We start from the raw sequence: 22,161 nt of genomic DNA on the forward strand, positions 1-22,161 counted from the left end.
CACGAAGCGTGTTCGAATGACAACTACACTACGCTTTGCACCTACTTCAGCGGTTCCGTCCCGCGAGCCACGGCACGAGCCGACCGCGGCGGGGCTCCCCTCATCCTCACCACGAAGGCCCCCATGTACCCCCAGCCTCCGCAGCCCGGCCCGACCCCCTCCCTGGAGCAGGCCCCCGCTCCCGGCCCGGTAAACATCGTGGCCGTGATGCTCTGGCTCACCGTGACCGTCGCGCTGATCGTCCTCACCGTCAACATGGCCACCGCGCCCATGGCCGGTGTGGAGCCCGGTTACGCGTTCGGCGCCTCTCTGCACCACCTCGTGATCGCCGCGCTCCTGGGTGTGACCGCGGTCCCCCTCATCCGCGGCCACTCCTGGGCGCGAACCATGACCAAGGTCGTCCTGATCATCCAGATCGTCCTGCAGTCGCTCTCCCTGCTCGGCGGAACCGGTTTCCTCTGGGCGCTGCTCCTGCTCCCGATGGCCATCACCGCGCTGGTCCAGCTGCACCACCCCCTGTCCAAGTGGTTCTTCGCGGTCCACAACCCGGCAGCCAACCAGGAGTACCTGCGCCAGCACGCGGTGTCCTACTACCCACAGCAGCAGTACCCGCCGCAGGGTTACGGCCAGCAGCCCCCGCAGTACGGCCCCTGGAACCAGAACCCCCACCAGCAGTAACGTGGTCGGTGTGCACACCGGCCACGGCGGAGAACCGGTCAGGTGCTGTCGTGGTTCCGTGGGTGCTGCCAGGACTGGCTGGACCACTCTCAGCGGAACGCCCCCGCCCCCCTCCGACCGAGGTCAGCTCTGGATCAGACGGCTGTCGAACCCTGATGCGACAAGGGCCCCGTAGGCCTCACGTACCGCCCGGGGGACGTCCTGCCCGATAGCGAACCCGAGCTTGGGATACTCCATCACCCGCTGGAGGTCACCGACCATCATGTCGATGACGAGCCCGGCGTCCCCGATCTCCCTGACGTAGTCGCCCAGGCCCAGCGGCGCGGAGGCACACACCACCTCGACCTCGGGCCACAGTTTCCGCGCGGTCGCGAAGGCACGCCGTTCCATGTAGGGCATGCAGACCAGGAGCACGGTGGTGGGGATGATGCCGTTCGTCGCCAGGGCCCTGCGGGAGAAGGTGATGTTCTGGCCGGTGTTCGATGCCTCCGGCTCCACCAGGACCACGGAGTCGGGGACACCGAGTTCCAGGGCCCGCTCGCGGAAGTGCACCGCCTCCCCCGACGGGAACACCTTCGCCGTCGAGGGGCTGTTCCCTCCGGTGAACACCAGAGCCGGAAAGAGCCCGGCGTGGTACAGCTCGGCGGCATACTCCGCGACGCCGATGTCGTTACAGCCCAGAGCGATCGCCACGTCACACCGCCGCACCCGGTGGCGCATGCGGTGGTACTCCCAGATCGATTCCGCGTGCCGCCACTGCTCCCGGGTGATGGCCCCCATGTACCCCTCCTCTGGTCATCGGACCAGGTCTCCTGCTCGACCCCGCGGCCCACCGGCTTCCGTCTCCACCACACCTCGGCCCGCTGGCCGGACTGGTACTGCTGCCGGTGTTCGGCGTCGGGGCCGGGGCACTGTCGTTCACACTGACAGTTCACCCCGAGAAACAGCAGACCCTGTTCCGAAGGAAAGACCATGACAACACGGACCGTGGACTTCTGGTTCGACCCGGCCTGCCCCTACACCTGGCTCACCTCGCGGTGGCTCCTGGAGGCGGCGAAGGTCCGGCCCCTGGAGGTGCGCTGGCGCATCATGAGCCTGTCGGTGCTCAACGAGGACCGCGACGACGATCCGGAAGGCGACCCCGAGGGCTACCTCTGGATACCCGTGCGCATCTGCGCGGCGGTGCTGCGCGAGCACGGGCAGGCGGCACTCGGCGAGTTCTACGCAGCGCTCTGGGCGGACCGCGGCGGCGACGGGAAGCAGTGGCTCAATGATCCCGCTACCGCGCTGATCCATGCGGGGCTGCCCGTGGAGCTGGCCGAGGCCGGGGCGTCGTACGCCTACGACGGTGCGGTGCGCGCCTCGCACGCCGAGGGCGTCGCCCTGCTCGGCGAGCGCACCGGCACCCCGATCGTCGCCGTCGCGGCGCCGAGGGATGACCCTGGAGCACCGGTCGCGTTCAACGGTCCCGTCATCTCCCGGGTCCCCCGGGGTGAGGAGGCGGGGCGCCTGTGGGACGGGGCGCTGTTGATGGCGGGCGTTCCGGGTTTCCACGAGCTCAGGGGTACGCCCGCCGACCCGAACCCTGACGTCGGCGGCTGGGACGCCGGTCCGGCGTAACGGGACCCGTGGTGGGCGCATGGCAGCAAGCACTTGGAAACCACCAGAAACATCAGCCACACGGGCTGATGATCGGCACACCAGCCAAAGAGCGACCACGGGCACCAATTTCCGAGAATAGCTTTTTGTTGAACTGACAAGAAGTTAGGCTCACGGCATGCCGAACGAAACGTGGCAACCACCCCCCGTCCTGCTGACCGTGGATCTGGTGATCCTGACCCTGCGGTCATCGGCCCTCCACGTCCTGGTCATCGAGAGGGGCATCGCCCCCTACAAGGGCCGCTGGGCCCTTCCCGGAGGGTTCATCTCAAACGCGGGCGAGGACATCGTCGACGCGGCACGAAGGGAACTCCGCGAAGAGGCCGACCTCGACGCGACCTCGCTGCACCTGGAGCAGTTGGGCACCTACGGCCGCCCCGACAGGGACCCGCGCGGGCGCATCGTCTCCGTCGCCCACCTCGCCATCGCGCCGGGGCTGCCGGAACCGGAAGCGGGCACCGACGCCTCGGCGGCCTCCTGGTGCCCCGTCGAAGAGTTCACCTCGGGTCGAAGACCCCTCGCCTTCGACCACCACCAGATCCTGGACGACGGCCTGGAACGCGCCCGCACGAAGATCGAACACACCTCGCTGGCCACGGCCTTCTGCGACGAGACCTTCACCATCACCGACCTGCAACGCGTGTACGAGGCGGTGTGGGGCTTCGAACTCGACCCACGCAACTTCTACCGCAAGGTCCAAGCGGTACCCGGCTTCCTCACCCCCGTCGGCTCGGACAGACGCACCACCAGAGGACGCCCCGCCCGCCTGTTCCAAGCCGGTCCCGAGCACCTGCTACGCCCCCCGATGATGCGTCCCCTCCCCCCGGACCAGAACCCCCCGACCCAGAGCGAGACGGAATGACGAGCAACGACCTGGTGGTGGTCCTGACCGCCCTGAACCTGGAATACGAAGCCGTACGCGAGCGCCTCACCTCCCCCGAGGTGTACCGGCACCCCCGGGGCACCCGGTTCGAAATCGGTTCCCTGCCCGGCGGCCGCGGACGCGTCGTCCTCGGTCTGACCGGCAAGGGCAACCAGTCCTCCGCCGTTCTGACGGAACGGGCCATCCAGGAATTCTCACCCGCCGCCCTGCTCTTCGTCGGAGTGGCCGGAGCCCTGTGGAACACACCGCTCGGTGACGTGGTCGTCGGAACGCACGTGTACGCCTACCACGGCGGGACCAGCGAGGACGACGGGCTCAAGGCCCGACCCCGTGCGTGGGAGTCACCGCACGGGATCAGCCAGACGGCCGCGCACCTGGCCAGGATCGGTACCTGGGACCGGTTCACTCCCGCGGAGCGGCCCCGGCCACGGGTGCACTTCGGCCCCATCGCCGCCGGGGAGATCGTGCAGAACTCCCGCGTCTCCCACGAGGCCGAATGGATCAGGCAGACCTTCAACGACGCCCTGGCGGTGGAGATGGAGGGGGCGGGGATCGCCCAGGCAGGACACCTGAGCGCGACACCGGTGGCGATCGTGCGCGGAATCAGTGACCGCGCGGACGGCGCGAAGGCCACCGAGGCGGATCGGAAGTGGCAGCCGATCGCCGCCGCGAACGCCGCCGCCTTCGCCCTCGAACTCGCCACCGAACTCATCGAAGCGGAGCCCTCCAGCATGCGCGAGAACAGCACCCCCCGCGACTCCGGCAGTGTCACCAACACCGCCCATGGCAGCGTCGGGGTCCAGGCCGGCCACGTCAGCGGCGGCACGTTCCACGTGGCGCTCAACTCCGCCGATCCCACCCCCGTCGACCTTCCCGACCAGCTCGCTTCGCTGCGGGAGGAAGTGTCCCGGGAGCGTTCCGCGGGCCGCATCGACGAGGAGACCCACGAGGCGGCCTCGAACGAACTCGACATCGCGAGCAAGGGAATCGAGGAGGCCACTCCTCAGAGCAGGAAGACCTCGCTGCTGGCCCTGAAGCGACTCATGGGGCTCCTGGGAGATCTGGCGTCGCTGGCCACCAAGGTCGGAACGCTGATCACCGCGGTGAAGGGGCTCTCATGAACGGATACGACACCTTCAACACCGCCGGACCACACTCCTGGGTCGGAGCCCAGGTCGGGCACATGCACAACTCCAACATCTATGTGGTGAACCCCGACGACCCGCCCGAAGAGGACTACAAGGTGGGCGTGCGCTACCTCGCCGACGGAGTCCCGAGCAAGGCGAGGGAGCACCTGGAACAGGCCCGCGCACGCGGCTTCGCGGGCCCCGAGGTCCTCTTTCACCAGGCCCTGGCCGTCCTCAGCAAACGCTCCTACCGGGACCTGGCGAAGGAGGACAAGGCGGTTCTGGCGAACCTGTCAGTCCGCGCAGACCCGGCCTCCCACGACGAATGGAGCCAGGGGCTGGTGGTCGTCTTCGCACTGCTGTCCTGCGTGGACGGATCCGATGGCGACACCGGGGCCGCGGTGAGCGAACTGGAAGCCCTACCCGCCGCGCAGCGCGACCTGATCCTGCGCCACCTCGACCTGGTTCTCACCGGCAGCATGAAACAGTCCGTGTGGCACCGGGTCCGGAAGAACGCCAAGGAGGAGCGGTTCTCCAACGACCGGGTGAACCGTGTCTGGGCTTATTTCGAAGCCGAACCCGCAGGGCCCCGGACAGAGCACCCCAAGCCGTGCTCGACCAGTGGCCGGGACTTCTTCGGCGGGCTGCTCCTGGCGGCGGCGGCGCTGACCCCCGTCGCGGTCATGACCGGTTCCGCCCTGGCGCAGGGAAGCCTGACAGCACTGCTCGCCTGCCTCACCATGCTCGTCCTCGGTCCGGTCGCGGGATGGCACGTCGCCTCCTGGCACCACCGGTACCGACGCAGGGTAGCCCTGGAGCGCGCATACGGTTACGGGTGGTCGCCCGCAGCACCCCCCAAAGGCGGTTTCGCCGATCAGGTGGATCGCGAGTTCGACCACTACTTCGCCAAGTACGCTCCCGAACCACGCGACGAGAACGCCTGGTTGGAGCGGACGAAGGGCGTGCGCCGTTCCCTGCGTGACGAGGTGGTCCGGATCTACCGGGAGACCGGGATCGAAGCCGATCGGGTGAAATGGCTGATCCGGTTCCTGGTGCGGGACGTGCGCAAGCGCCTGCGCACAGGGCAGCCCGTGGAGCCGGACGAGATCCACCGCGTGGATTCGACGCTCAAGGTCCGCTGCGCGCTCCTGTGCCTGTCCACGGCCGTGGCGACGGCGTCAGTCGTGGGCATCGCGCTCCAACAGGCGCCGGTTTCCACCGTGGGCTGTCTTCTGGTCAGTATGGTCTCCGCCAGGTTCGCTGTCCCCCTGTGGCTGAGGATCCACAGTGAACGCCGACGTGTCAGTGAGGAGTCCCAGGAGCGTGAAGCCGTCGACGCCGCCCGCAAGGCGGAGCACGAGCGGTGGAAGAACAGGCTCGGCCGCCTGCGTCCCCGTGAGGATGAGATGGAGGCCTGGCTGAGCGCGGACAAGACGCTGATCCTCGACGAGACCCTGCGGAACCACCGTCTGGTCTGGCACGAGATCGTCGCCCACGCCTTTCTGCCGACCCCGAAACAGCCCTGCAAGTCAGCGCACGTGAGCAAGGGCCCCTGGCGCTATTCGAGGTATGAGATCAGGGTCTTCCTGGTCACCCAGGAAGGCGTCCGGGAGGCCAAGGCCGTGCTCGATTTCTCGCGGTCCCGATGGCGGATCACGTCACGGAAGAACTACAGGTTCGACGCGGTCTCCTCGGTACAGGTGGAGATAGCCAGCACACGCCGCTACATCCTGAACATCACCCTGAACAACGGACCGTCGGAGAGCATCGTGGTGTCCGAGGCCGCCAACCTTGACGCGGCAGTGGACGAGGAGTCACAGACCGAAGAGCCCGACATCAACCTCGAAACCGCCGGGTTCTCCCACACGCTCCGGGTGCTCGAAGGCATCGCGGCCGAGGGCAAACCCTGGTTCGAACGCACGACGGAGCCTCCCCCCGCCTTCGTGTCCGACCGCCCCGAGACCGATGCGTCTGCAGCGGGCACCGCCTCACCAGCACAGGACGACACGTCACGACCCGAGCGGTCGGCTCGGCCGCTTGCGGGCCGGGTGGCTCCTGTGCCGTGAGCTCGTGGTGCACCCGCGGAGGTGCTGCACACCTTCCGATCAGAAACCGGGGACCACGGAGACGACGGCCGCTGCCGTGATAGCCGTTGACAGACACAGCCTCCCCCCTCTTCCCCGGCCAAGGGCCGGGTCCGCCCGGGGCCGCCGAACCCCGCGCGGACGCCGGTGGCGGCCCGGAACCCTCCTGTGTGGTGCCCACGCGCACAGGTGGTTCCGGACCACCGCGGCTCCCCAGCCAGAAGCCCTACCCGACTCCAGGCGTGGGTGCGTCCGGTCTCTGGGACGGACATCCTGTCGGCTGCGCGGAATCGTCCCGTCACCGCAGACGGCCACTGCGCCCTGTGGCCGGTGCGGCTGGGGCACGACTCCTCGACCGTCCCGGGCCCCGCCCACCGTGGGGCTCGGGGAACGGCCCGCCCGACTTCCTCGGGTTGCCACCGATGCGGTCCGCCGCCCAACCGGATCCGCATCGGGAGAGGGGGTGTCGTCTGTCAGCCGGTTTCCCGCGGTCGGTGAACCGGGGGGTGTCTTCACTACGGCGTGGTGACCGGAGGTCCCCGGGCCCTGGGCGCGGTGTCCCCGGCCTGCCGCCGGTGGCCGTCCGGAGGGATCGGACGGCCGATGCGTTCCCCCTGCTGGGAACGGTCCGGCTCACCACCGGCCGGGAGCCGAGCGCCGGAGTCCGGTTCCCGGACACGGGCGTCGTCCGCTCCCCCGGACCTGGGGACGGTGTCGACGGAGTGGGCCCCGCCCTCCGCGGCCTGTTGAGGCGCGGGGGCTGAGGCGTGCTCTTCATGGACGGTGGCTTGACCGCCGGGGGACACGGCTTCCGGTGGCCCGCCCGGGTCAGGGGGCGGGGCCGGGGTTCGTGACGGGCTGTGGTCGACGACCAGCACCGGAGGGTTGTCACGGACGTCGAAGCGGCGCCAGGCCGCGCTCCCGGACTCGTCCCGTTCGCCGAGCCGCAGGTGGATGTGGGCCTCTCCGTTGTCCACGGCCCGCTGGTAGGCCTCGGTCACGTCGAACTCCACACCGCCGGTCGCCGGGCAGGCGGTGTGCCCGCCCCTGACGTTTCGCGTGTCGAGCAGGGCACGAGCCGTCGGCTGGTCGTTCCAGGTGGTTCCGGTGTGGAAGGGATCGACCCGGTGCAACTGCACGAAGGAGTCGCTGCCGCAGTCATAGGACCACGCCACCTCGGCGCGGAGCACGGCGGAGTCCACGACGGTCTCGGGGCCGAGGGCCACCGGGAACCGGAACAGGGCCCTGCGGATGTAGACGCGGTCCCATGCGAGGCGCCCCGTACCCACGGTGTCGGTTCCGGTGCCGCTGTGGGGACGGTCGGGGGAGGCGCGGTCCACGTAGGTCCACAAGGAGTTCTCGACCTCGGTTCGGCCACCGCCGGAGCTTGCCGGGACGCGGGTGCCGTCCGCGGGGGCGCCGTCGGATCCGGTCGGACCCGCGGTGATCTCGTCGGTCGGCGCGGGCCAGGCCTGTACGCCGACCGGGCCCCCATAGGCAACCGTGTCCTCGGGGGTGGCGGGAGCCTCCTCGCCGACCGTGCCGGGCGCGGGTCCCCCCAGCAGAAGGGCCAGGGCGCAAGCCGCACCAACTGCCGTCGCGCGGGCCAGGGAACGACGCATTACGGGTGGTGCCTACACATTCCATGTATGACTGAAAAGAATTCTGGCGGGGCCTGTGCACCCCGCTCCAACCACAAGGAATTTACCAAACTCCCACAGCACCCCACAAACATCTGGAACATAAAAGCAGACCAAAAACCAAGGTTAATGACAACAGAAACATAGACGCCAAACACCCCTTCGCAACCACCCGAAGCCACGGCGTTCTTCATTCGGCAAACACCGAACACCAGTTCACTTCGGACCAAAACCCAGCACCCCCGAAGGGCCGACGAACTCCCGCGTCAGACACGCCCTCGCACCGGAACGGCGCCCCGCCGGAGCTGTTTCGGTCCGGCCCTCACCGGCGGACGGGCGACCCGGCCGCCGAGCACGGCGGTGTCCCGCCCGCTTTCTCGAAGACACCCGGACCCAGGATGCGGCCAGGCCGGAAAGCACGACGGGAGAAACACCCCAGTTCCACACGGACACCGATTTCGGAGAGCCCACGAGGAAGCGGTGGCAGCAGAAGCACCTCGACCTGTTTCAGCACGCCGAAAAACGCGCATACGCGAGCACCAATTTACGTGGAACCTTTTTCCGTCCCGTCGGAAACCGGATCCGCCCATCACCCCCGGGCCCGCCCCTCCGGGCACCGCCCGCGCCGAGGGGGCGAGGGTCCCGAGCCCGGGGGCGGCGAACCCTCACCGAAGGACACGGCGGCACGGCAGGGAGGCAGCTCGTACCGGCCCGGTCGAGAACCGGCCGGGAAGTTGTGAGAGTTGCCATGTGAACCGGAGGGCGCCAAGGGAGAGGTGTTGTCCGCAGGGTCCTGGCCGCCAACGATGCCCGCACCCGTGAACAGCCTGTTCGCCGGAGGGTTCACGGAGGTCCGGTCTCCGCGCCCTGGAGGCGCGGAGGGCCGCCAGTGGTTTTGATATACCCGATTTGTGGACTTGGATGATTCCGGACCCGTCACCGCCGGAAGGCGTCTGCCGAACCCGGCGGCCGCGACGGGGTCCTTACCTCCACATCTCCCACGCTGACTAGGGAACCCCTGATGCCGGAATCCCCATCCCGCTCCTCTGCTCTCCGGAGGGGCACCCGCCTGAGCGGGGCCGCCCTGCTCGCCTTCGCCCTGGCCGCTCCGGGCACCGCCGCCGCAGACACCACCGTCAGCCCCCTGGCGGGCGGCAACGGCTTCCTCGTGCTCGTCGAGGGACGGGCCGAGCTGGCCGGAAACGAATCCGAGGGCCCCGTCGCCGTCGGTGGCGACCTGGCCTTCGGCTCCTACAACGTCGCCGCCCACACTCCGGGCACCTACGTGGGCGACGGTGACGAACAGCCCTCCGCGCTCGTCGTCAACGGCGGCGTGGACCTCGACGGCAGCGAAGGCCACCTCAAGGTCCTGCAGGACGGTCATGTCAAGGTCGGCGACCCCACCGGGGCCGAGATCAGCACCACCGACGCCAACGGGGCACAGGTCTCCACCGTCGTCTCGGCCCCCGGCGGGCGCGAGTCGACACCGCGCATCTCCCTCACCACCGGGCAGCCCGAGGAATCGGTCACCGCGGAGGCGTTCGACGTGGCCGCCCTGTTCCCCGAGTACCGGCAGCGCGCCGCCGGCATGGCGGCCTGCCGGGGCAACCTGATCCCGGTGCGGACCGGCGACGGGGAGGAGGCAGCCCCTCCCTTCGGTTCGGGGGCCAACGTGACCCTCCCCCTGGCCTCCGGGCCCAACATCTGGAACGTGGACGCCGCGGACCTGGCGGACCTGGAGGTCATCACCTTCGAGGACGAGCCCTCGGCCGACGCCCCGTTGCTGGTGAACGTCGACACCTCCGGCGTCGACGGTGAGTTCGAGTGGCGCACACCCAACATGGCCGGTGTCGGCCTGGCGGAGTCGCGGTACGTCCTGTTCAACTTCGGCGACGCCACCGGGGTCACCTTCGCCCCCGACAGCCGCACCCTGGAGGGCACGGTCTTCGCCCCGGACGCACGCGTGCGGTGGCTGTCCCCGTCCAACGTCGAGGGCGCGGTGGTCGCCGCCTCCTTCGAGCACGGTTCCCTCGCCGAGGGCGTCACCGGCAACGGTGAGCTGCACAACGGTGCCTTCGAGGGCGAACTGCCGCTCTGCTCGGGCGGCGGGGACCCGGAGAAGCCGGAGAGCCCCGAGCCCACACCGCCCGCCGACGAGCCCGGGGAGCCGACCGAGGAGCCCGGCACGGAGGAAGGCCCCGGGCAGGAGGTGCCGGATTCCGAGGAGCCCGGCACCGAAGCCCCGGCCGACGAGCGGGCCGGTACGGACACCCTGCCGGTGACCGGTGCGAACCTGGCTCTGCTGGTGGTCGCGGCCGTGGCCGCGATCGCGGGCGGGATCGCCGCCTTCGTCGTGGGCCGACGCAGGAGGGCCTGAGTCGGCCGCCGCTCCCCCGTCGAACGAACCTTGATGTTGGGAGCGGTCCCGGCGGTACTGGAGGCACCCGCGGCCGAGTTGTGGTCGGCGGCGGGTGCCTTCGCCGTTCCCCCGGCGGGCTCGACCGCGGTGGGGCCCGTGTTCCCCCCGGGACCGCTGGTCCGTCGCATGAGGGCCGAGCGCTCTGTTCGAGGCGGAGCGGCGGAGCACCGGTCCGGGCATCGCTGTAGGTTGCGGGTCGTGACTGACGAACACGGCACCGAAGGTCTCACCGTCGCGCAGATGGCCGAACGGACCGGGGTCAGCGGCCACACGCTCCGCTACTACGAGCGGATCGGCCTGCTCCGGCCGGTCGGGCGTTCGGCCGGGAACCACCGCCGCTACCGGGACGAGGACATCGAGTGGTTGCGGTTCCTGCTCCGGCTCAGGGAGACCGGGATGCCGCTCGCCCGGATGCGCCGCTACGCCGAACTCCGCGAACAGGGCGCGGGCACCCTGCGCGCCCGGATGGAGATACTGGCCGACCACCACGAAGACCTCCGTGAGCGGATCTCGCTCCTGTTGGGCCACGAGAGGGCCCTGGAGGCCAAGGTCGCGGCCTACGAGACGCTCATCGACGCCCGAGAGGGTTGCGGGACGGGCGAGGGGGCCGGGTGAGCCCGGCCCCCGCACCAGGGCCGTCCCGCACCGGCCGTCTCATACGGGCCGCATGACCCAGTGCTCGACCACCTCGGTGAACTCGTGTTCCAGGTACGAGCGCGTGTGCCGGTACTCGAAGTGCCGCCGGAACGCCTCCTCGTCGGCGAAGACCTCCCACAGCACGAACGAACCGGGTGCTCCGGTCTCCTCGTGTACCGAGAACGCCAGGCAGCCGGGCTCGGAACGGGTCTGTTCCGCCAGGGCGCCCAGGGCGGTGCGCGCCGGTTCGGCACGGTCGGGGTCGGTGCAGCGGATACGGGCGGTGACCTCGTAGGGCGAGGCGGTGGTCTGCTTCATGCCGGGAACGTTAGGACTTCGAGCGCGCTCGAAGTCAATCCGCTTCCGGACGCGGGGCGGGTTGTGCCTCCCCCGTTACGGTGCCCTCCTGGCGTTCGGCGTGCCGACGGAACCAGTCGAGCGCGAAGCGGTGCGCCGCGATCCCGTAGTCGAGTGTCGCGAACTGGTGCCGGGCGACGTCGCGGAGCCCCTCCGGGATGTCCCGGCCTTCGAGGTGTTCGCTGAGTCCGGTGAGCCGGGCCAGGTCCGCCTCGATGCGCGCGGTGATGCGGTGGAGCACCGGTGCGCGCTCGTCCGGCTCCAACAGCCCGAGGAAGTAGAGCCTGGGCAGCGCCACGGCCTCCAGGTCCTGCCCTGCCGGTTCCCCCGTCATCCACGCGCGGAACTCCTCGTGGCCGGCTTCGGTGACGCGGTACACCTTTCTCCCGCGCGCCCCGGGGTCGACGCTGGCGACCTCGATGAGCCCCTGCCTGAGCAGGTTGTCCAGGGCGCGTTTGATGCTGCCGGAACTGGCGCTGTAGAAGAGCGAGACCCCCGCCTCGAACGCCTTGACGAGGTCGTAGAGGCTCATCGGGGAGATCAGGAGCAGGCCGAGGATCACATGGGACATGGCCCGAGTCTAAACCGTTGACTCTAATAGACATGTCTATTAGACATATAGAGCAGAACGCCCCCTCCGACCCCCCGATGAGGTGTCCTGCCATGCCCTCGACCACGACCCGCCACGCAGCGAACCGCCTGCGGACCTGGCTCGAACGGACCGCCCGCCGCCGCCACGGCATGCCCGAACCCCAGGTACTGGTCCGGGCGCCCGGGCTCGGGTTCGACTTCGGCGACCTGTCCACGCCCTTCCACGCCGCCAGCGTCGGCAAGCTCATGACGGCCGTGCTCATCGCCCAGCTCGCCGAGGAGGGCCGCTTCGACTTCACCACGCCCCTCGGCGCGTTGCTGCCCCCGGGCGACCTCACCGGCCTGCCCGCGGCCCCCGGCGCGGACGTCGCCGCGGACGTGACGGTCGATCACCTGTTGACGCACACCAGCGGGATCCCCGACTACTTCGAACCCCCGGGCCGCGTTCGGACCGCCGCGTCGAGCAGCGCGGTCGCCGCCGACCGCGGCCGCCGCTGGCGCCCCACGGACCTGCTCGACCAGGTCAGGGGGCTCCCAGCCGCCGGACGTCCCGGAGAACGCTTCCACTACGCGGACACCGGCTACGTCCTGCTCGGGAGGATCGCCGAGGAGGCCGCCGGCGGACGGTTCTCCGACCTCCTGCGCGGACGGGTCCTCGACCCCGGCGGCATGACGGGCGCCTCGACGCCCTACGACCCCGACGACGCCCCCGAGGACCTCGCCGGACTCGACGTCGCACCGTTCTGGCTCGACGGCCACGAACTCAGCCGCGCCCACTCCGTGAGCATCGACTGGGCCTGCGGCGGCGTCGTCGGTACCGCCGAGGACTTCCTGCGCTTCCAACAGGCCCTGCACGGGGGACTGCTCGTCTCCCGGGAGAGCCTGGACCACCTCCTCCGGCCCCGCCGCCGGTTCCGCCGCGGCATCCGCTACGGCGCCGGCTCCATGACACTGAGGTTCGGCGAGTTCCTCCCCCCGCTGATGCGCGGCCTCCCCCAGCCGGTGGGACACAACGGCGTCTGGGCCACGCACCTGTACCACTACCCGGAGCAGGACGCCCACGTGGTGCTCAACTTCCACTCCACCCGCCAGGTGAACCCGAGCTTCATGGCGCACGCCCGCATCGCCCGGCTGCTGACCGGGCTCGACTGCTGACCGGTCCCGGCTGGGCCCGGGCCGCCCCCGCCTCCCTGTCCCCGGGGTGCACCGCGGGTGTCCGAGGACCGCCGATCGGGTGAACGTCCCATGGTCGCCCCCCGCACGTGTGGACACCGGCGGCCCGAGCGCAGCAGGATCGGTTCCCTGCCGGACCACCGAAAGCCCACAAGCCCGGCACACAAGGAGAATCCAGACGTGCGGGAGGGTGACGGTGAACCGACGGTCCGACGGTTCGGGCGTTCCCCCGCGTCGGCAGTGGCGGCCGGTCCACACCGGACTGGTCGGCGGGCTGGCGACGCTGGTCGGCCTGGGCACGGCGGCCCAGGGGGTCCCCGACCTGGCACCCGGGGACGGCGGGCTGCTGCTCGCGGCGGTCGGACTGCTCGGGACCGGGACCGCGGTCACCGCCCAACTGCTCCTGGAACGCCTCGACCAGGCGCCAGGTTCCGAGGACGCCCCGGCGCTGAGGCGCCGCCTGCCCCCGCCGGTGGACCACTTCACCGGGCACGAGGCGCTCATGGCGGAGCTGGTGGAACAGTTCGAGCGCTTCCCCCGTACCGGGGCGCGCGGCCTCCTGCGCCGCCCGTTCCGGCGGGTTCCGGGGCGCCGCTCCCGCGGTCCGCTGGTCATCGCGGTCACCGGGGAGGGCGGCACCGGGAAGAGCCAGCTGACCGCCCAGGTCGTGGACCGGGTCGCCGACCGCTTCCCCGACGGCAAGATCGAGTTCGAGCTCTACGGTGGCGCGGACCGTGGTTCCTCGGGGCGCCGGGAGCCTCGCAGACCCGAGGACGTGCTCGCGCAGATGGTCGCCGAACTCGGCGGGCGGCCCCCGGACGGCGCTTCCCTGGACGAACTCTCCGGGCTGTGGAAGACCGCCACACAGGACCGCAGGCTGCTCGTCGTCCTCGACAACGCCAAGGACTACGCCCAGGTGGAGCCGCTGCTTCCCAGCGGTCGGGGATGCGCCGTGCTGATCACCGGCCGCAACGGTTTCCCCGACGCCGAACAGCCCATGCTGCAGCGCGGACTCGCCCCGCTGTCCCCGCGGGAGAGCCTGGAACTGGTCAACCGGCTGGTCGAGGCCTCGGGGCGGAAACTGGCCGCCGCGGACCGGGACGCCCTGCCCGAACTGGTCCGGGCCTGCCACGGGCTGCCCCTGGCCCTCTGCCTGGCGGGGACCCAGATCACCAGGGAGGACGGCCCGGGAGCCGCGGACCTGCTGGACCACATGAGGGGGCTGGACGTCCCCGGCCCCCGGGCCGTCGCACGGTCGCTCGCCTTCAGCCTGCAGCAGTGCGAACCAGCGGAGCGGCTGCTCCTGAACAGGCTGGCCGCCACCGGGCTGACCACCTTCGCCGCCTGGGCTGCCGCCGCCCTGCTGGACACCTCCGAGGACGAGGCCAGGCGGATGCTGTTGCGGATGAGCCACCGCTACCTGGTGACGTACCTGTACAGGACGGGCGGGTTCGACCGCTTCCAGCTGCACGACCGGGTCCGGGACACCCTGCTGACCGCGGGCCCGCACGTCCTGGGCGTCCCGGAGGAGGAACGGACGGACTGGTCCGCGGAGGCGCTCGCTCCGGCGGTGGATCGGCTGCTCGGCGCCTTCGAACGCATCGGTGAGGCCGCCGCCCGCCGCGCGGCCCCGCACGAGTGGAACTTCGGCGCCCCGGTGCCCGGCCGGGGCGGGGAGCGCGTGGCGCCCTCGGCGTCCGTGCCCGGCCCCGCGGATCCCCTCGCCTGGTTGGAGTCCGAGCGCCGGGGGTTCGAGGTCTGTTTCCGGTGGACCGCGCCCGGCGGGGACGGTCCGCGGTTACCCGCGCACGGATGGCGGCTGCGGCGGGCCTTCGCGGTCCTGTGCCGGACCGGGCGCACGCACTGGGACGCCGTACGCGGAGCCACCCGCCAGGCCACCGGCCTGGCCCTGGAGATGGCGGACCCGTTCGCCTACGGGGTGGCCCTGCTCGACAGGGCCGAGGTGGCCAGCGGCCACGGCGACCACGACACCGGCTACGAGCGCGCCCTGACCGCCCTGTACGTGCTGGAGCAACTGGACCCCTCGGTGGACCCGCGCTGGTCGGCGCGGGCGCACCGGGCCATCGGGGTGAACCTGTACCGCCGCGGTGACCTGGACGACGGCCGGGCCGAGATCGAGCGGGCGGCGCGGATCTTCGAGGAGCACGAGGACCGCTGGTGGTGGGCGCGGACGCTGTGCAACCTGGCCGAGGTCGACCGGTTCCAGGGGCACCTGGAGCGCGCCTACTCCCTGCTCTCCCGGGCCGAGGAGCTGCTCGTGGGGTCCCGGGACGTACCCGAGCAGCGGGCGAGGGTCCAACTGCAGCGGGGCGAGGTACTGCGGTTGCGCGGGTACACGCTGAACGCCTGGTTCGTGCTCGCCGACGGCCTGGAGCAGCTCTCCCAGGCCCCGAAGGAGAACTGGTACCGGGCGCGCTACCTGCGTTCGCTGGGCCAGCTGTCCACCAACGAGCTCAACCGGGAGGCCTGGGCGTGTGAGCTGTTGCTGAGCCCCGGGCGGGAACGGGACCGCCGTCGGCTGACCGCGCGGGACCCGGAGTGGCCGGAGCGGCAGCGCGCCAGGGTGGCCGGGCTGTTCGTCGACGGCTCCGCCGGGTACGCGCAGCGGTGTGCCGAACCGGGGCCGGGGCGGGGACCGCTGCGCGGCCGGAGGGAGCTCAGGGACGCCTGGCAGGGCGAACGGCAGCTCGACCGGTTACGGGAGGCGGAGCGGGCGTTCGAGGAGATCGGTGATGAATGGGGGCGGTGGCGTACCTGTCTGGTGCTGGGGCAGGTGTTGCTGGCGCACGACCGCAGCCGGGGCAAGGAGGAGTTCCTGCGGGCCGCCCGGGGGTTCCGGGAGCTGGGTGACAAGTGGTGGCACGCCAGGGCCCACCGGATGGCGGCCGAGTCGTTGCAGCGGGTGGGTCGGCTGACCGAGGCCGAGGAGCTGGCGCGGGTGGCGATCGAGGGGTACCGCGGGTTGCAGCACCGCTCGGGCCAGCTGCGTGCGATGCGGCTGCTGGCCGGGATCGTGGCCCGCCGCGACCTGTTGGAGGCGTGGCGGATCCTCAACCGGGCCGAGGAGCTGGCACGGGAGGGCGTCCGGCTGGGGATCGTGCCGGAGTCGCTGCTCGTGGAGGTGAAGGACATGCTCCGGGTCGTCGAGCACGGCTCCGACTCGGCGCTGGGCGCGAACCCGGCGGAGCGGGCTGGCCGGAAGGCACACCCTGACTTTCGACGGGCGACGCGGCGGGGTCGGGCGGGTTAGTTTCCGGGGTATGCGTCCTTCCCGCGTCCCCTGGGGCCGCCTGGCCCCGGCCGCCGTGCTCGTCCTGCTGGCCTCGGCCGTGTTCTGGCCGCCGCTGCTCCTGGCCGTGCCCCTGCCCGCCCTGCTCACCGGCCGCCTGTCCGGGGACCCGCGGGTGGCGGGTTGTGCCTGGCTGGCGGCGGCCGCCGTGGGGGCGGCGGCCCTGGCCCTCGGCGGTCAGCCCCTGGGCATGTGGGTCACCTCCGGGATCCTGGCGGTGTTCACCGTGCTGCTGCCGTGGCTGGTGGGGTTGTACATGCGCAGCACCTCCGCACTGGAGCGGTCGGGGTGGGAGCAGGCCCGGATCCTGGAGCGCGAGGGCGAACTCATGGCCGAACGGGCCCGGATGCGGGAGCGCTCGCGCATCGCCCAGGACCTGCACGACGCCGTGGGGCACGAGCTGAGCCTGCTCGCCCTGGGCGCGGGTGCCCTGGAGATGGCGGAGGACCTCACCGGGGAGCGCCGGGCCCAGGCCGGTCGGCTGCGGGAGGTCGCCGGTCGGGCGGCCGATCAGCTCATGGACGCGGTCGGGGTCCTGCGCGCCGACTCCGGGGCCGCCCCGCTCGACCCGGCGGGCGACGGTGTCGCCGCGCTGGTGCGGCGTTCGGTCGAGGCGGGCATGGACGTGTCCCTGGAGCGGGAGGGCGAGTTCCGCGAACTCCCCGTGCTGGTGGACCGGGCTCTCCGCCGGGTGGTCCAGGAGGCCCTGACCAACGCCGCGAAGCACGCGCCGGGGTCGGCGCCGCGGGTGGTCCTGGCGGGGTCGCCGGACGCGGTGTCCGTGCGGGTGGCCAACACCGTGGCGGCGGGCGCCCGTTCCCCCGACCGTGCTCCCGGCGCCGGAAGCGGACTCGTGGGCCTGCGCGAACGGGTGCGCCTGGTGGACGGTGAACTTTCCGCCGGACCGGAGGGCGGCCTGTGGGTGGTCTCGGCCCGGATGCCGGTGCGCGGACCCGGCTCCCGGACGTTCACCGGGCAGGACCAGCGGGAGGACTCCGGAGCGCGCCGGGCCGAGGGGGCTCCCCGGGTCCACGCGCGCCTGCTCGGCTACCGCCGGGCCCGCCGTCGGGCACTGTGGGCGATCGGTGTGGTCGTGGGGGTCCCGGCCCTGGCCGCGGTGGCGGGGTACGTGCTGGTGCTGGTGCTCACGGCACACCAGGCGGCCACCGCCACCCTCGCCCCCGATGTCTTCGAGCGGCTGCGGCCGGGACAGGACAGGGCCGGGGCGGAGGCGCTGCTCCCCGAGGGGGAGCTCTACCCGGAGCCCGCCGGGGAGGGCACCCCTCCCGGAGCCCGGGAGGGGCTGGAGTGCCGCTACTACCGGTCCAGCGCCGACGTCTTCGCGGGCGGGTACGACCGGTACCGTCTGTGCTTCGGCCCGGAGAGACTGGTTTCGGCCGAGGTGCTGGTGAGGTGACGGGAGACCGGGCGTGATCAGGGTTCTGCTGGTGGACGACGAGGCGATGGTCCGTGCGGGTGTGCGGGCGATCCTGGCGAACGACCCGGAGGTCGAGGTCGTCGCCGAGGCCTCCGACGGCCGGGAGGGCGTCCGGATGGCCGGGTCCCACCGTCCCGACGTGGCCCTCGTCGACATCCGGATGCCCGGGATGAACGGTCTGGACGCGGCCGCCGAGATGCGTCGGTCGGCCCCCGGGACCGCCGTGGTCATCCTGACCACCTTCGGCGAGGAGGAGTACGTGGTCCGCGCCCTCGACGGGGGCGCCGACGGGTTCCTCCTCAAGACCGGTGACCCCAGGGAGCTGCTGCTGGGCGTGCGGGCGGTGGCGGAGGGCGGCGCGTTCCTCTCCCCCAGGGTGGCCCGACGTGTCCTCGACAGCCTCGACCACGCCCGTTCGACCGGCCGTCTGGACGCCCGGGAGCGGTTGGCCGGGCTGACCGACCGCGAGCGCGAGGTACTGGCCCTGCTGGGTTCGGGCCTGTCCAACCAGGAGATCGGCACACGGCTCTTCCTCGTGGAGGGCACGGTGAAGGGCCACGTCAGCACGATCCTCAAACGCCTGGGGGTGCGCAACCGGGTGGAGGCCGCCGTCCTGGCGTACGAGGCGGGCCTGGTCGGCGAGGACCGGGAGCGGGACTCCTGAGGGGCTGACCGGATACGTCGCCGGTGTGGGCCAGGGGTCCCCTCGTCGGTGATCCTGCTACCAAAGGCGATTTCAGCGCCGAAGTTGCCCCTGGTAGCAGGATCACCGCGGTCGGGCCGGGCCCGGCCCCGGTCAGTCGCCGCTGAGCCCTTCCGCCGGAGCGATCCGGGCGGCACGGCGGGCCGGGAACAGGGTGGCGGCCGCCCCGATCACCAGGGCCGCGACCAGTACCAGCCCCAACCGTCCCCAGGGCACCGCCACCACCAGGGGCGCCGTCCCGCCGACGATCGCGTCCACCCCGACCACCCCGTAGGGCACCCCGACCAGGACCCCCAGGACGGCACCGAGCAGGGCGATCACCACCGCCTCGACCGCCAGCGTGCCGCGGAGCCCGCCCCTGGTCAGGCCCAGTGCCCGCAGCAGCGCCAACTCCCTGGTCCGTTCCAGGACCGACAGGCCCAACGTGTTCGCCACCCCGACGCTGGAGATGACCACGGTGACGAGCAGCATCACCAGGGCCAGGTTGACCATGATGTCGAGGACCTCGGTGATGTCGGCGCGTTCACTGAGCGCCCCGCTGAGAGCGATGTCCGGGTCTGCCCCGGCGACCAGGCTCATCTGCGCGGCGAGGTCGTCGGCGTCGGCCCCCGGGGCGGCCACGCCCCACACCATGCCGCGTTCGCCGCCCCCGGCCACGGTGTCCAGGACGTCGGCGCGCACCACCGGGGCCGGGGTACCGGAGGCGGTGGCCAGGTGGGACGGGTAGACGGTGAAGGACCGCCGGACGCTGTCCACGGTGAGTTCGACGGTCTCCCCCGCCTCGGCCCCGAGCTCCTTCAACTGTGCACCGGAGACCAGCACGACCGGGGTGTTCACGGCCTCCGCCAGCTCCCCGGCGCCCGTCGCGGCGGCCAGCTCCGGGGAGATCCCGACCAGGGTGACCTCGTCCAGTCCGGCCACCGCCACCCGTTCGGTGCGGGGCGCCTCGACCAGTTCGAGCCCGTCGACGGCGCGGACCGCGGCCACGGTCTCCGGAGCCACCGAACCCTCGTCCACGCGCGCGCTGACCTCCACCGGGTAGCGGTCGCGCAGGTCGCTGTCGATGGTGGCGCGGCCGGTCGCCGCGGCCGTGGTGAGCGCGCAGATCAGGCCGAGCCCCAGGACGAGGGCGAGCGCGGCTGTGGCCGCCCGGCCCGGGTCGCGTCGCAGGTTGGCCCCGGCCAGTTCGGGGACACCGCCCATCCGGCGCAGCAGGGGTTCGACCGCCCCGAGGAGGCGGGCGATCAGGTAGCGCAGGGTCAGGAGCAGGCCGAGCGCGCCGACGGAACCGCCGCCGACCGCCAGGGGCAGGGTCTGCGCCGCGACCCCGGCGGCCATGGCGGCCGCCCCGAGCAGCGCGGCCGCGGCACCGAGGACGTGCACCGGGCGCAAGCGCACCCCGCCCTGGAGGGGCGCCGCGCGCAGGGCCTCGACCGGAGCGGTCACCGCCGCCCGCCGCGCGGGGAACCAGGCGGCGCCCACGGTGGTGGCCACACCCACCAGGAAGGCTCCGAGCAGGGCGACCAACCGGACCTCGGGACCGCCGCCGGCCAGCCCCGCCAGGGAGGCTCCCGCGTAGCCGACACCCACGCCCGCGCACACGCCGATCAGGGAGCCGACGGTACCGACGATCAGCGCCTCGGCGACGACCAGGTTCCGTACCTGGGACCGGTCCGCGCCCACCAGGCGCAGCAGGGCGGTGTCGCGGCGGCGCTGGGAGAGCAGGATCGTGAAGGTGTTGGCGATGACCGCGGAGGCCGCGAGCAGGGCGATGAGCGCGAAGACCAGCAGGATCATGCCGAGCTGCTGTGAGCCCCCCGCGAACCGGTCGGCGGCGAGCCGCGCCTGTTCCTCCGCGGTCACCGGGTGGAGGCCCTCGGGCAGGGCGGCCCCGAGGTTCGCGACGGCCTCCGGCGCGGAAACGCCGTCGGCCGTGTCGGCCAGGACGCTGAACGCGCTGTCGCCCTCGAAGTGCGCCTCGGTGGCGTAGAGCGTGTACTGGACCCCGGTCAGCGGCTGGAAGCCCGGGTCGGTCGCGCCCACCACGGTGGCCCGGGTGTCCTCCCCCTCCCGGGGCAGGATCCGTACGGTGTCGCCCACCGAGATCCCCAGGGCGTCCAGTGTCGCGGTGTCGGCGACGATCTCGTCGAGGTCGGTGGGCCAGACGCCCTCTGCCAGGTCGAACCAGCGCAGCGCGGGGTCGTCGGCGAAGCTGTAGACGTTGGCCTCGCCCCGCCGTTCCCCGGTGGCGAGTTGGACGGTACGTGCGTGGTGGGCGGTGACGGCGCCGATGTCGGGATGGTCGGCGACCACGTCGGGCCAGTCCGGCCCGGGGTCGGCCGACTCGGGGTCGCGGTCGACGACCACGTCGGCGGCGGCCAGCGGTGCCGCGGCCACGGCGCGCATACCGGCGTCGGAGGTCGCGGAGAACACGGCGGTCGCGGCCAGGAAGAGCGTGCCCAGGACGATGGCCGTCAGTACGGCGGCCAGCCGGGCGGGATGGGTTCGGGTCTGTGCCCAGGCGAGGCTCAGCACCGGCTCTCCGCCCGGGCCACGGCCGCCAGGACCTGCTGGGTCGTGGGGTGTTCGAGGGTTCCGTGCAGGGCGCCGTCGGACATCAGCAGGACGCGGTCGGCGTAGGTGGCGGCGACCGGGTCGTGGGTGACCATGACGATGGTCCGACCGAGTTCGCTGCTGGCCGTGCGCAGGCGTTCGAGCAGTTCACGACCGTTGGTGACGTCGAGGGCCCCGGTGGGCTCGTCGGCGAGGAGCACCGCAGGCCGGGTGAGCAGGGCCCGGGCGAGCGCGACGCGCTGCTGCTGTCCGCCGGACAGTTCCGGGGGCCGGTGCCCCAGCCGGTCGCCGAGCCGCAGGGAGCGCACGACCTCGTCGAGGCGGTCGCGGTCCGGGCGCTGTCCGGCGAGCCTGAGCGGGAGCAGGATGTTCTGTTCCGCGGTGAGGGCGGGCAGCAGGTTGAAGGCCTGGAAGACGAAACCGATCCGCTCGCGCCTGAGCCGGGTCAGTCTGCGGTCGTCGAGCCGGGCCAGGTCCTGCCCCTCGACCAGCACGCTCCCCGAGGTGGGGGTGTCCAGCCCGGCCAGCAGGTTCATGAGCGTGGACTTGCCGGAGCCGGAGGGGCCCATGACCGCGGTGAACTGTGCCGGTTCGAATCCGAGGCTCACCCCGGCCACGGCGGTGACCGCGGTCTCTCCCGCGCCGTACCTCCTGACCAGGTCGACCGTCCGGAGTGTGCTGCTCCGCTGCCCTGTAGGTGTGTTCATCCGGCCCTCTCCGCCCGCACCGCGTCCCGGCCTCGGCGGCCTCGGCGGTGCCTGCTCCCTCGCGTGTCCTGCTGTGCGTGGACAACGCTAGGAATCGGCGGCCCGGGGGCGACAGTGGCGACCGACGGGGCACCACCCTGACGAAGGTCAGGGTGCGGTGCGGGCCCGGGGGCGGGTCGGTG

17 protein-coding genes are annotated in these 22,161 nt (G+C 71.8%); 11 read left to right on the top strand and 6 right to left on the bottom strand.

Annotated features, from left to right (window positions below):
- Nucleotides 1-123: 123 nt before the first annotated feature.
- Nucleotides 124-678, top strand: coding sequence for a hypothetical protein (locus AC0VYD_RS19450; protein WP_475476900.1), 555 nt, complete (start codon nt 124-126; stop codon nt 676-678).
- A gap of 123 nt (nt 679-801) precedes the next feature.
- Here the strand turns inward: AC0VYD_RS19450 and AC0VYD_RS19455 are convergent, their stop codons facing one another.
- Nucleotides 802-1,458: a YdcF family protein gene (locus tag AC0VYD_RS19455; protein ID WP_475476901.1), complete on the bottom strand. Its 657-nt coding sequence runs from the start codon at nt 1,456-1,458 to the stop codon at nt 802-804.
- A 192-nt stretch (nt 1,459-1,650) separates the two neighbouring features.
- Here AC0VYD_RS19455 and AC0VYD_RS19460 point away from each other — a divergent pair, with 192 nt between their 5' ends.
- The 4 genes from AC0VYD_RS19460 (at nt 1,651) to AC0VYD_RS19475 (ending at nt 6,413) form a co-directional block, all read left to right on the top strand.
- Complete coding sequence (locus tag AC0VYD_RS19460) at nt 1,651-2,298, top strand: mycothiol-dependent nitroreductase Rv2466c family protein (RefSeq protein ID WP_475476902.1); 648 nt, start codon at nt 1,651-1,653, stop codon at nt 2,296-2,298.
- 157 nt (nt 2,299-2,455) lie between these two features.
- Nucleotides 2,456-3,199 (top strand): NUDIX hydrolase, encoded by a 744-nt coding sequence (locus AC0VYD_RS19465; protein WP_475476903.1) that lies wholly within the window; start codon nt 2,456-2,458, stop codon nt 3,197-3,199.
- Nucleotides 3,196-4,341, top strand: coding sequence for a 5'-methylthioadenosine/S-adenosylhomocysteine nucleosidase family protein (locus tag AC0VYD_RS19470; protein ID WP_475476904.1), 1,146 nt, complete (start codon nt 3,196-3,198; stop codon nt 4,339-4,341). Before AC0VYD_RS19465 ends, AC0VYD_RS19470 begins: the two co-directional genes overlap by 4 nt.
- A complete protein-coding gene (locus AC0VYD_RS19475; RefSeq protein ID WP_475476905.1) occupies nt 4,338-6,413 on the top strand; it encodes a hypothetical protein in 2,076 nt (691 codons plus the stop codon). The genes AC0VYD_RS19470 and AC0VYD_RS19475 overlap by 4 nt, the downstream gene beginning before the upstream one ends.
- Before the next feature lie 533 nt (nt 6,414-6,946).
- On the opposite strand, the gene AC0VYD_RS19480 is transcribed toward AC0VYD_RS19475, so the two are convergent.
- On the bottom strand, nt 6,947-8,053 hold the full coding sequence (locus tag AC0VYD_RS19480) for a DNRLRE domain-containing protein (RefSeq protein WP_475476906.1): 1,107 nt from the start codon (nt 8,051-8,053) through the stop codon (nt 6,947-6,949).
- 1,039 nt (nt 8,054-9,092) lie between these two features.
- Here AC0VYD_RS19480 and AC0VYD_RS19485 point away from each other — a divergent pair.
- Together AC0VYD_RS19485 and AC0VYD_RS19490 are read left to right on the top strand one after the other, a co-directional pair.
- Complete coding sequence (locus AC0VYD_RS19485; RefSeq protein WP_475476907.1) at nt 9,093-10,448, top strand: collagen-binding domain-containing protein; 1,356 nt, start codon at nt 9,093-9,095, stop codon at nt 10,446-10,448.
- A 240-nt stretch (nt 10,449-10,688) separates the two neighbouring features.
- Nucleotides 10,689-11,105, top strand: a complete 417-nt coding sequence (locus AC0VYD_RS19490) for a MerR family transcriptional regulator (protein WP_475476908.1) — start codon at nt 10,689-10,691, stop codon at nt 11,103-11,105.
- A gap of 39 nt (nt 11,106-11,144) precedes the next feature.
- On the opposite strand, the gene AC0VYD_RS19495 is transcribed toward AC0VYD_RS19490, so the two are convergent.
- Nucleotides 11,145-11,444: a putative quinol monooxygenase gene (locus AC0VYD_RS19495; protein WP_475476909.1), complete on the bottom strand. Its 300-nt coding sequence runs from the start codon at nt 11,442-11,444 to the stop codon at nt 11,145-11,147.
- 34 nt (nt 11,445-11,478) lie between these two features.
- On the bottom strand, nt 11,479-12,054 hold the full coding sequence (locus tag AC0VYD_RS19500; protein ID WP_475476910.1) for a PadR family transcriptional regulator: 576 nt from the start codon (nt 12,052-12,054) through the stop codon (nt 11,479-11,481).
- Nucleotides 12,055-12,146: 92 nt separating this feature from the next.
- Between AC0VYD_RS19500 and AC0VYD_RS19505 the strand changes: the two genes are divergently transcribed.
- The 4 genes from AC0VYD_RS19505 (at nt 12,147) to AC0VYD_RS19520 (ending at nt 18,659) form a co-directional block, all read left to right on the top strand.
- Nucleotides 12,147-13,229, top strand: a complete 1,083-nt coding sequence (locus AC0VYD_RS19505; protein ID WP_475476911.1) for a serine hydrolase domain-containing protein — start codon at nt 12,147-12,149, stop codon at nt 13,227-13,229.
- Between the two features lie 214 nt (nt 13,230-13,443).
- On the top strand, nt 13,444-16,518 hold the full coding sequence (locus tag AC0VYD_RS19510; RefSeq protein WP_475476912.1) for a tetratricopeptide repeat protein: 3,075 nt from the start codon (nt 13,444-13,446) through the stop codon (nt 16,516-16,518).
- Between the two features lie 10 nt (nt 16,519-16,528).
- Nucleotides 16,529-17,974, top strand: coding sequence for a sensor histidine kinase (locus tag AC0VYD_RS19515; RefSeq protein WP_475476913.1), 1,446 nt, complete (start codon nt 16,529-16,531; stop codon nt 17,972-17,974).
- Between the two features lie 13 nt (nt 17,975-17,987).
- Nucleotides 17,988-18,659 carry a response regulator gene (locus AC0VYD_RS19520; RefSeq protein ID WP_475476914.1) on the top strand — a complete coding sequence of 224 codons (672 nt, stop codon included), beginning with the start codon at nt 17,988-17,990 and terminating at the stop codon, nt 18,657-18,659.
- A 132-nt stretch (nt 18,660-18,791) separates the two neighbouring features.
- Here the strand turns inward: AC0VYD_RS19520 and AC0VYD_RS19525 are convergent, their stop codons facing one another.
- Complete coding sequence (locus AC0VYD_RS19525) at nt 18,792-21,233, bottom strand: FtsX-like permease family protein (protein ID WP_475476915.1); 2,442 nt, start codon at nt 21,231-21,233, stop codon at nt 18,792-18,794.
- On the bottom strand, nt 21,227-21,979 hold the full coding sequence (locus AC0VYD_RS19530; protein ID WP_475476916.1) for an ABC transporter ATP-binding protein: 753 nt from the start codon (nt 21,977-21,979) through the stop codon (nt 21,227-21,229). The genes AC0VYD_RS19525 and AC0VYD_RS19530 overlap by 7 nt, the downstream gene beginning before the upstream one ends.
- Nucleotides 21,980-22,161: the final 182 nt, after the last annotated feature.

This window comes from Nocardiopsis sp. iso_40 (genome assembly GCF_056173285.1).

Excerpts from the sequence above, each read along its gene's own strand:
- AC0VYD_RS19450 (WP_475476900.1), top strand. The coding sequence starts at position 124 with ATGTACCCCCAGCCTCCGCAGCCCGGCCCGACCCCCTCCCTGGAGCAG.
- AC0VYD_RS19455 (WP_475476901.1), bottom strand. The coding sequence starts at position 1,458 with ATGGGGGCCATCACCCGGGAGCAGTGGCGGCACGCGGAATCGATCTGG.
- AC0VYD_RS19495 (WP_475476909.1), bottom strand. The coding sequence starts at position 11,444 with ATGAAGCAGACCACCGCCTCGCCCTACGAGGTCACCGCCCGTATCCGC.
- AC0VYD_RS19475 (WP_475476905.1), top strand. The coding sequence starts at position 4,338 with ATGAACGGATACGACACCTTCAACACCGCCGGACCACACTCCTGGGTC.
- AC0VYD_RS19500 (WP_475476910.1), bottom strand. The coding sequence starts at position 12,054 with ATGTCCCATGTGATCCTCGGCCTGCTCCTGATCTCCCCGATGAGCCTC.
- AC0VYD_RS19505 (WP_475476911.1), top strand. The coding sequence starts at position 12,147 with ATGCCCTCGACCACGACCCGCCACGCAGCGAACCGCCTGCGGACCTGG.
- AC0VYD_RS19485 (WP_475476907.1), top strand. The coding sequence starts at position 9,093 with ATGCCGGAATCCCCATCCCGCTCCTCTGCTCTCCGGAGGGGCACCCGC.
- AC0VYD_RS19515 (WP_475476913.1), top strand. The coding sequence starts at position 16,529 with ATGCGTCCTTCCCGCGTCCCCTGGGGCCGCCTGGCCCCGGCCGCCGTG.
- AC0VYD_RS19465 (WP_475476903.1), top strand. The coding sequence starts at position 2,456 with ATGCCGAACGAAACGTGGCAACCACCCCCCGTCCTGCTGACCGTGGAT.
- AC0VYD_RS19470 (WP_475476904.1), top strand. The coding sequence starts at position 3,196 with ATGACGAGCAACGACCTGGTGGTGGTCCTGACCGCCCTGAACCTGGAA.
- AC0VYD_RS19480 (WP_475476906.1), bottom strand. The coding sequence starts at position 8,053 with ATGCGTCGTTCCCTGGCCCGCGCGACGGCAGTTGGTGCGGCTTGCGCC.
- AC0VYD_RS19530 (WP_475476916.1), bottom strand. The coding sequence starts at position 21,979 with ATGAACACACCTACAGGGCAGCGGAGCAGCACACTCCGGACGGTCGAC.
- AC0VYD_RS19460 (WP_475476902.1), top strand. The coding sequence starts at position 1,651 with ATGACAACACGGACCGTGGACTTCTGGTTCGACCCGGCCTGCCCCTAC.